Consider the following 6,674-nt stretch of genomic DNA (forward strand, 5'->3'; position numbering starts at 1 on the left):
TATGATGGATATTCTTATGTATCTATTTGAAACCTATATTCAAAGCGAAGCAGAGTTGTTAGTCGATCAAGATGAACTCTCTGAAGAGCTTTTACGTGCAGGTTTTCATCAGGATGATATTTACAAGTCATTAGAGTGGCTTGAAAAACTGGCTGCTTTACAAGAAACAGAACACACACCGTATGTTAACCATAGTGCGATAACATCGATGCGCATCTATACCGACAATGAAATGTTGCGAATGGATACGGCTTGTCGTGGTTTTCTACTTTATCTTGAGCAAATTGATGTATTAAATATTGATACACGCGAAATGGTCATTGATCGCGTAATGGAACTCGATACTCAAGAATTTATGCTTGATGATTTGAAGTGGATTATTCTGATGGTGTTGTTTAATGCGCCAGGAAACGAAGCGGCTTATGATCAAGTAGAAGAATTATTATATGGCGCAGAAGATGGAGTTCTACATTAATAATGACAACTGATAGTGATCCATTGTTTTCTGCCCATGAACAGGCGTTACAGCATCAATCATGCCCACAATGTAGTGCTGATTTAGTGATGCGTTTTGGTAAGCATGGGCCATTTTTAGGCTGTGATCATTACCCTGAGTGTGATTATATTCAACCACTCAAACAAAATGATGGTCACATTGTTAAACAGCTCGATGTGCCCTGCCCTGAATGCGCTCAACCATTGGTATTACGCCAAGGTCGTTATGGTATGTTTATTGGGTGTTCGGCATACCCTGAGTGCCATTACCTCGCATCACCAGAAAAAAAACCGCAACAAACACATATTGATTGTCCTGAGTGTCATCAAGGTCACTTAGTTGAACGTAAATCACGTTATGGCAAACTGTTTTATGCGTGTGATAAATATCCACAATGCCGCTTTGCGGTCAACAATAAGCCTGTTGTTGGCGTTTGTCAGCAGTGTGGTTTTGGGTTGTTGATAGAAAAGAAATTAGCGAGTGGCATTAAATTACAATGTGCTGATCGTAAATGTAATGCTTATCAGGATACTGAAAAATAGCGATAATATTGAATAATATCAATAAGCCTGCATTACGATGCAGGCTTTTTTGTTTGCGGTATTTAGCGTGGTAATGTCGGAAAATCTTGTGGTGATAATTGCTGCCCTAACAATATTAATTGGTATTGCAGTTGTTCGGGTGTTGCAGCGCAAATATTGATATGCCCCATTTTCCGGCCTACCCGTTTTTCTTTGCCATACCAATGTACATGACAGTTTTCTAAAGCCAATACCGCCCTCGGTACGTTATCTTGTCCTAAAATATTGAGCATGGCGCTTGGACGAATAAGCTCGGTGCCACCTAATGGCAAGTCGCAAACCGCACGAAGATGGTTTTCAAACTGACACGTTTGTGCCCCTTGTTGCGTCCAATGGCCTGAGTTATGAACGCGAGGTGCAATTTCATTGACCAATAAATCACCATTAACTTCAAAAAACTCTAAAGCTAATACGCCAATATAATTAAGTTGTTCAGCAACCGCGGTAAACATCTGTTGCGCTTGTTGTTGCAGTGTGGTGTCACCAACAATGGCTGTTGAAAGGCTGAGTACGCCATCAGTGTGTACATTTTCACTGAGGGTATAGGTTTTAATCTCACCTATAGCATTACGAACCCCAATTAAAGACACTTCGCGATCAAAACCTATCCATTTTTCGGCCACAATCGCCTGGTTATTGGTTGCAGCAATGCAGTGCACCATTTCGTTCCATACTGATTCAATTTGATCGTGAGTTTTTAAGCGCCATTGGCCTTTGCCGTCATAACCGCCTAAAGCACTTTTTAGCACCATAGGTAGGCCTAAGGTCGTGATAGCGGTATCGAGATCTGCACGAGTATTAATAACAAAATAGGGCGCATTGGCAACGTTGGCATGATCTAATAATGTTTTTTCGATACGACGATCGCCACCGGCCTTGATGGCATCTGGATGAGGCTTAAATTTACCACTTGCGGCGCAGAGCGATAAAATATCTGAGGGTATATGTTCAAATTCAGCAGTGATCACATCGACAGTAGCAATGGCTTCAATCAGTGAGAGTGATTGGCGTTGTTGAGTCAGTGGGTGTACAACATTAGCACTAACAACATCATAGGCGATGACAGTAATATTTAATGGTGCACCAGCTAACGCCATCATTCGTGCTAACTGCCCAGCACCCAGTACTAATACTTGATTCATTATGCATCCTCAGTAGGATTTGGGTTATCAAGTACGGTATCTGTTTGTTGTTGTCGGAACGCTTCCACTGCGGCTAAAACTTCGGGGTTATGCGTGGCAATGATTTGGGCAGCTAATAATCCTGCATTCGCAGCACCCGCTTCACCAATCGCGAGCGTGCCAACTGCAATCCCTTTTGGCATTTGTACTATCGACAGCAATGAATCCATGCCCTTTAAAGCGCGAGATTGAACGGGAACGCCTAGCACTGGCAAACTGGTAAAAGCGGCAGTCATACCGGGTAAATGTGCCGCACCGCCAGCACCAGCAATAATGACACTAATACCACGGCTACGTGCTGTTTCAGCGTATTCCGCTAATAGGTGAGGAGTTCGGTGGGCTGAAACCACTTTAGTTTCGTAGGCAACATTGAAGCGTTCTAGCATTTCCGCTGCATGTTGCATGGTTGGCCAATCAGATTTTGATCCCATGATAATTCCAACTTTCATTCCAATCTCCTATAGGTAATGAACAACTAAAGTGTAACTTACGCCATTATACGGTGATTTAGCGCAAAGGAAAACGTTTGCGTTGGTAAAGTTACGCTATGATTAACCATCAATGGTGTTGTTACGCATGTGTCGGTATGATGATTACCATAACTAAAAATAAAATATCAGCTGAATAAAAACAGGGGAATTTGTGGCAAATATTACACAAGTCGTTACAGCACTAAAGCAAGGTCAAGTGATTGGTTACCCAACAGAAGCTGTGTTTGGTGTCGGTTGTGATCCTGATAATCAACAGGCTGTTAATAAACTATTGGCATTGAAACAACGGCCAATGGAAAAAGGTTTGATCTTAATTGCCGCTGATTATGAGCAGTTATTGCCGTATATCGATGATAGCCAATTAACACCGCAACAAAAACAAGCGGTGTTAGCCTCATGGCCGGGGCCTGTTACGTGGGTAATGCCAACTAAAGCCAATGTTCCTGTTTTTTTAACGGGCCAGTTTTCGACCATCGCAGTTCGAGTGACCGCGCATCCGTTAGTTCAACAACTTTGTCGTGAATTTGGTAAACCGATAACCTCAACCAGTGCTAATTTAACCGGACTTGAGCCGGGGCGTACAGTGGCTGATGTAGAACAACAGCTAGGGGATAAACTAGCTGCAATATTGAATGGTGAGACGGAAGGACGCAATAATCCTTCTGAAATTCGTGATGCCCAAACGGGTAATATTTTCCGTCAGGGGTAATCCATGATTGATCGTAACCAGATAGATCTAAATAAAACTGCCGTAAAAACTTTTTTGCTTCAACTTCAAGACACTATTTGTCAGGCTTTGGCACAACAAGATGGCGGTGCTGAGTTTGAACAAGATCAATGGCAGCGCGAACAAGGTGGTGGTGGTCGTAGTCGTGTATTACGCAATGGGACGGTATTTGAGCAAGCTGGGGTTAATTTCTCTCATGTTTATGGTGATGAGATGCCAGCTTCTGCAACCGCTCATCGTCCAGAACTTGCGGGACGACGGTTTGAAGCCATGGGGGTATCATTAGTGATTCATCCTCATAATCCTTATGTGCCGACATCCCATGCTAATGTGCGATTTTTTATCGCAGAAAAAGACGGTGAAGCGCCGGTGTGGTGGTTTGGTGGTGGGTTTGATTTAACGCCTTTTTATCCGTTTGATGATGATTGTCAGCATTGGCATGATACTGCGAAAGCGATCTGTGCGCCGTTTGGTGATGATGTTTATTCACAGCATAAAGCATGGTGTGATAAATATTTCTTTTTGCCTCATCGTGATGAAACGCGAGGTATTGGGGGGCTGTTTTTTGATGATCTCAACTTATGGGGCTTTGAAAAATGCTTTGCTTATACTCAAGCGGTTGGTCATGGTTTTATTGATGCTTATATACCGATTGTTGCTCAACGGTATGGGTTACCTTATGGTGAACGTGAGCGTGAATTTCAGCTTTACCGTCGTGGGCGCTATGTTGAATTTAACTTAGTCTATGATCGTGGCACTCTGTTTGGTTTGCAAAGTGGTGGTCGTACTGAATCTATTTTAATGTCGATGCCACCTTTAGCGCGCTGGGAATATTGTTATCAACCCCAGCCAGATTCGGCAGAAGCACGTTTGAGTTGTGATTATCTTCACCCTCGAGAATGGTAAATTGGCAGCAGCAATGTTTGGCAGTAATTTCATCCAGTGGTAGGGTCGATATATCGGCCCTTTTATTTGAGTAATGGACTATGGACAAATATATCGTGGTGGGCAATCCCATCAATCACAGTAAATCTCCTTTCATTCATACCCTTTTTGCCCATCAAACCAGCCAGAAGATGGAATATTGTAGTCAGCTAGTGGCACTCGATGGCTTTGTAACTGCAATGGATGCTTTTTTTGCTGATGGTGGCAAAGGCTGTAATATTACGGTGCCTTTTAAAGAACAAGCCTTTGAGTACGCGACCCAACTTACGCAACGGGCTCAATTAGCGGGTGCAGTAAATACGTTAAAACGCCTCGATGATGGCGGTATATTAGGTGATAACACCGATGGTGAAGGCTTGGTGCAGGATTTATTGCAACAACAGGTCGCACTGAAAGATAAACGTATTTTATTAATCGGTGCTGGCGGTGCTGCGCGAGGGGTGATTTTACCTTTATTAGCTCAGCAGCCACAGACACTCATTATAACTAATCGAACGTTGACCAAAGCCCAACAGTTAGCCGCACTATTTACCGAATATGGTGATATTGAAGCGTTATCTTTTGATGCTTTAGGTGAGCAGAGTTTTGACGTGATCATTAATTCAACTTCAGCGAGTCTGAGTGGTCATGTTCCTGCCGTGCCAACAGCTGTTATCGGTCAACATACCTGTTGTTATGACATGGTCTACGGTTCAAGTGTGACGGCATTTAATCTCTGGGCGCAACAATACAATGCGCTTAAAACGATTGACGGTTTAGGAATGTTAGTCGGACAAGCCGCAGAAAGTTTTATGCTATGGCGAGGATTACGCCCAGGGGCTAAACAAGTACAACGTGAATTAAGACGCCTTTTACAAGAGTAAAATTACATGAACCAAAATATATTATTTGCTGATATTCAAACTTGGCATTCAGATCAGCAAGCTATTCACTTTCCAGCCCAGCAAGGTGGCGCACTGATCAATTGTTGGTTGCCATTATCATGGTTACAACAGCAAAGTGAATGCGCATTATCAACACCAGAAGCTATTATCACGACTTTTATTGAATATCGATTTGATATTGAAGATATTGCTGAAGCCATGATTGAGGATGAAGATTTTAATGATAATGGTGATATTGTTATTAAATAAATAGCATCACCACGACCAGGTATAATTATTGGCTAAGGTATTCATCCTTTAATTGAACATAATTAGTTGCTGATTGAGTTAATGACATTAATTCTTGTTCTGTCAGAGGCCGGATTTGTTTAACAGGACTTCCTATATAAAGGAAGCCAGAACAAAGCCGTTTCTTTGGTGGAACTAAACTTCCCGCTCCAATAATGACATCATGTTCAATAATGGCACCATCTAAAATAATGGTTCCCATACCTACTAAGACACGATCTTCAATCTTACAGCCATGCAACATCGCTTTATGACCCACAGTTACATCATTACCTATAATAAGTGGATATCCATCAGGGTTTGTAGTGCTAACTCGACTAACGTGCAGAATGGAACCATCTTGAATATTACTGCGTTGGCCAATATGAATGTGATTAACATCCCCACGCGCAACAACCAAAGGCCACAAACTACTGTCTGTTCCAATGTTAACCTTACCAATAATGACTGCTGTGATATCTATATAGACATTATCGGCTAGCTGTGGCGTGTGATTTTGGTAATGGCGAAGAGCAAATGTCATAACAATGCTTAATTAGTCAAATTATGGTTTTACCATAACTAATATTTCGAGTGATTAACAACCAAAAAAGTAGCGGTTGATCGTTATTTGGACGTTCGGGCAAATATGACAAATTTATTGTACTTTAGCCCTTGCTAATGTGATCGAACTCTCTATACTACGACCTCACTGACACGGAGCAAGCCATTGGCTAGCAACGAAATCAGTATTGTTCTTTAACAATTTGACCATGCAATCTGTGTGGGCACTCGTTGAATAGTTAAGTCGAAAGATTTATCAATGAACTGAGTGACCAATACAAATAACTACGGTTATTTGGCACAGTCAATTCATTACCATTCTGTTCCTCTTTGTAGAAACAGAAGCGGTAATAGCTTTAAAATTACTAAGGTAGTTTTGAAGTCAGTATTCATTGAGCCGTCTCGAAAGAGACAACAAAACTTTAATTGAAGAGTTTGATCATGGCTCAGATTGAACGCTGGCGGCAGGCCTAACACATGCAAGTCGAGCGGTAACAGAAAGAAAGCTTGCTTTCTTTGCTGACGAGCGGCGGACGGG

Annotated in this window: 9 protein-coding genes and 1 rRNA gene; 7 read left to right on the top strand and 3 right to left on the bottom strand. The window is 42.1% G+C overall.

What is annotated here, in order from left to right:
• Window position 1 precedes the first annotated feature (1 nt).
• Together CZ809_RS18920 and CZ809_RS18925 are read left to right on the top strand one after the other, a co-directional pair.
• Entirely contained in the window at window positions 2-475 is a 474-nt protein-coding gene (locus CZ809_RS18920; RefSeq protein ID WP_080159086.1) for a DUF494 family protein, read from the top strand.
• 2 nt (window positions 476-477) lie between these two features.
• A complete protein-coding gene (locus tag CZ809_RS18925) occupies window positions 478-1,038 on the top strand; it encodes a DNA topoisomerase family protein (protein WP_080159087.1) in 561 nt (186 codons plus the stop codon).
• A 62-nt stretch (window positions 1,039-1,100) separates the two neighbouring features.
• Here the strand turns inward: CZ809_RS18925 and CZ809_RS18930 are convergent, their stop codons facing one another.
• Together CZ809_RS18930 and purE are read right to left on the bottom strand one after the other, a co-directional pair.
• Window positions 1,101-2,219, bottom strand: coding sequence for a 5-(carboxyamino)imidazole ribonucleotide synthase (locus tag CZ809_RS18930; RefSeq protein ID WP_080159088.1), 1,119 nt, complete (start codon window positions 2,217-2,219; stop codon window positions 1,101-1,103).
• Window positions 2,219-2,707 carry a 5-(carboxyamino)imidazole ribonucleotide mutase gene (gene purE, locus CZ809_RS18935; RefSeq protein ID WP_080159089.1) on the bottom strand — a complete coding sequence of 163 codons (489 nt, stop codon included), beginning with the start codon at window positions 2,705-2,707 and terminating at the stop codon, window positions 2,219-2,221. The genes CZ809_RS18930 and purE overlap by 1 nt, the downstream gene beginning before the upstream one ends.
• 193 nt (window positions 2,708-2,900) lie before the next feature.
• Between purE and tsaC the strand changes: the two genes are divergently transcribed.
• From tsaC to CZ809_RS18955, 4 genes are all read left to right on the top strand, one after another.
• Window positions 2,901-3,458: an L-threonylcarbamoyladenylate synthase type 1 TsaC gene (tsaC, locus tag CZ809_RS18940; RefSeq protein ID WP_080159090.1), complete on the top strand. Its 558-nt coding sequence runs from the start codon at window positions 2,901-2,903 to the stop codon at window positions 3,456-3,458.
• 3 nt (window positions 3,459-3,461) lie between these two features.
• Window positions 3,462-4,382 carry an oxygen-dependent coproporphyrinogen oxidase gene (hemF, locus tag CZ809_RS18945; protein ID WP_080159091.1) on the top strand — a complete coding sequence of 307 codons (921 nt, stop codon included), beginning with the start codon at window positions 3,462-3,464 and terminating at the stop codon, window positions 4,380-4,382.
• An 80-nt stretch (window positions 4,383-4,462) separates the two neighbouring features.
• Window positions 4,463-5,284 (top strand): shikimate dehydrogenase, encoded by an 822-nt coding sequence (gene aroE / locus CZ809_RS18950; protein ID WP_080159092.1) that lies wholly within the window; start codon window positions 4,463-4,465, stop codon window positions 5,282-5,284.
• 6 nt (window positions 5,285-5,290) lie between these two features.
• Entirely contained in the window at window positions 5,291-5,554 is a 264-nt protein-coding gene (locus CZ809_RS18955) for a DUF1488 family protein (RefSeq protein ID WP_080159093.1), read from the top strand.
• Between the two features lie 25 nt (window positions 5,555-5,579).
• On the opposite strand, the gene CZ809_RS18960 is transcribed toward CZ809_RS18955, so the two are convergent.
• Entirely contained in the window at window positions 5,580-6,116 is a 537-nt protein-coding gene (locus CZ809_RS18960) for a gamma carbonic anhydrase family protein (RefSeq protein ID WP_080159094.1), read from the bottom strand.
• A 443-nt stretch (window positions 6,117-6,559) separates the two neighbouring features.
• Between CZ809_RS18960 and CZ809_RS18965 the strand changes: the two genes are divergently transcribed.
• A 16S ribosomal RNA gene (locus CZ809_RS18965) occupies window positions 6,560-6,674 on the top strand; the annotation flags it as partial.

The organism is Photobacterium piscicola (assembly GCF_900166965.1).
Lineage (GTDB): Bacteria > Pseudomonadota > Gammaproteobacteria > Enterobacterales > Vibrionaceae > Photobacterium > Photobacterium piscicola.